General features: G+C 33.2%; 1 protein-coding gene and 1 pseudogene. Both read left to right on the forward strand.

The annotated features are described in order from the left end of the window. Nucleotides 1-33: 33 nt before the first annotated feature. Nucleotides 34-284, forward strand: a pseudogene (locus CN514_RS22245) (acetyl-CoA C-acyltransferase); the annotation flags it as partial. Nucleotides 285-371: 87 nt separating this feature from the next. After that, nucleotides 372-2,156 (forward strand): acyl-CoA dehydrogenase family protein, encoded by a 1,785-nt coding sequence (locus tag CN514_RS22250; protein ID WP_098234445.1) that lies wholly within the window; start codon nt 372-374, stop codon nt 2,154-2,156. Nucleotides 2,157-2,604 lie beyond the last annotated feature (448 nt).

Below are 2,604 nucleotides of genomic sequence, written 5' to 3' on the forward strand. Positions count from 1 at the left end.
TAATGTGAAATAGAAAAGTGAAGTGACACGCTCCTATCAGATATTGTTTTATTTAAGTTAAATGAAGCATTTGCTTCTCAATCAATACAAGTTATTCGTCACTTGGGGTTAGATGAGGATAAAGTAAATGTAAATTGTGGTGCTATTCATCCACTTGGAAGCACTGGGGCAAAGCTAACACTATCTTTATTTCATAAAATGAAGCGCGGTGGCGAACAGTTTGGTGTTTTAACAATGTGTATCAATGGCGGTATGGATGTGCTGGCGTATTTGAATTAGTTTAATAGGAAGAACGAAATTGATTGAAAGTATCTTAGTTTAGATACTAGATTCATTCTCAATAATTTGGAAACTAATTTGGAGGAACCATAATGGAAAAAACAATTGGTAACATAATTAAAGGCGGAAGCTTTTTAACAGATGAAATTACATTTGATAAAGTATTTACTCCAGAAGATTATACTGATGAGCATAAATTAATTGCAAAGACTACAGAAGAGTTTATTGTTAACAAAGTTTTGCCAGAATTAGAATATTTAGAGCATCACGAGTTTGAACGCTCGGTTCGTTTATTTAAACAAGCAGGTGAAATTGGCTTATTAGCAGCAGATGTGCCTGAAGAGTATGGTGGAGTTGCTTTAGATAAAATTAGCTCAGCTTTAATTACAGAAAAATTCACATTAGCTGGTGGATTCGCAGCTTCTCACACAGCTCACGTAGGAATTGGTTCACTTCCAATCGTATTATTCGGAAATGAAAATCAAAAGAAACGTTATTTACCAGACTTAGCAACTGGTGAAAAAATAGCAGCTTATGCATTAACTGAGCCAGGTTCAGGTTCTGATGCCTTAGGAGCAAAAACAACTGCAATATTAAATGCAGAAGGTACTCATTACATCTTAAATGGCGAAAAACAATGGATTACAAACGCTGGATTTGCAGATGTTTTCGTTGTTTACACAAAAATTGATGGAGAGCATTTCTCAACTTTCATCGTTGAAAGAAATCTCAAAGGTGTATCTACTGGTCCTGAAGAGAAGAAAATGGGTATTAAATCATCTTCCACTCGTACCTTAATTTTAGAGGATGTTCGTGTTCCAGTTGAAAACCTTTTAGGCGAAGTAGGTAAAGGACATGTAATTGCATTTAATATTTTAAACATTGGTCGATACAAGTTAGCAGCTGGATCTGTTGGATCTTCAAAACGTACATTAGAATTATCAGCAACATATGCAAATCAACGTCAACAATTCAAAACGCCAATCGCAAAATTCAGCTTAATTCAAGAGAAATTAGCGAATATGGCTACTAAGATTTATGCGAGTGAAAGTTCAGTTTATCGTACTGTAGGACTATTTGAAGATCGTTTCAGTCAATTAACAGAAGAACAAGCGAAAGATCCTAAAGCTGTTGAAGAAGCAGTTTCCGAATATGCAATTGAGTGTTCATTAAATAAATTCTTCTGTTCTGAAGTATTAGACTATGTTGCAGACGAAGGCGTACAAATTCATGGTGGTTATGGTTTCATGGCTGAATATGAAATAGAGCGTATTTACCGTGATTCTCGTATAAATCGAATCTTTGAAGGAACAAATGAAATTAACCGATTAATCGTACCAGCAACATTCTTACGTAAAGCATTAAAAGGTGAATTACCATTACTTCAAAAAGTTCAAGCGATTCAAGAAGAGCTATTGATGTTAATGCCTTCTGAAGTTGGAAATGCTCCATTAGAGCAAGAAAAACATCTATTAAGAAATGCGAAAAAAATCGGTATCATGATTGCTGGATTAGCTGTTCAAAAATTCGGCAAATCATTAGACAAAGAACAAGAAATCTTAGTTAATTTTGCAGATATCGTTAGCAATATTTATGCAATGGAATCAACAATTCTTCGTACAGAAAAAGCAATTAACAAAGTAGGAGAAGCAAAATCAAACCAAAAACTACTTTATACTCAAGTATTCTGCCAAGAAGCATTTAACGAAATCGAAGCTCATGCAAAAGAAACACTAGTTGCAGTAGAGTCTGGTGATTCATTAAGAACGATGACTACTGCATTACGTAAATTCACTAATCATACGCCAATTAATGTAATTTGGAAAAAACGTGAAATTGCTGCAGGAGTATTAGCTGAAGAGCGTTATACAGTTTAATAAATAGAAAACTGCATTCTATTGAGAGGGCACTGAAAACTTTCGTTTTTTACCCTTAACTTGAATGTTTAACTAAAAAGGCGATTTTTCGTTTCAGTATGAATCGAAAAATCGCCTTTTTCTTAAATTTAAAGATTTGGGTTTTAATTGAGTATTTTTTGAAGTTTTAGAAGACAATAAAACCCGTTTTTTCTATGAGATTATGGCGCTATGTTCAATAAGCATAAAGTAGTTCTTATATTGTTGAAGTGATTATGTGAGGGTTTATAACTGAAAGCTATTACTACTTGGGGGTAGGAAGTAATGAAAAAAATTACAATTGCAATTATCTCTATATTATTGGTTTTATTAATAATAAGTACTATTTATCCACTCTAGCTTCTTCTTCTATTTAAAATATTTTGCTTTAAATTATAAATTCCTTATTCAACTAACTGGCAGTTTAGTT

It is taken from the genome of Bacillus sp. AFS001701 (assembly GCF_002559405.1).
Classification (GTDB): Bacteria; Bacillota; Bacilli; order Bacillales; family Bacillaceae_G; genus Gottfriedia.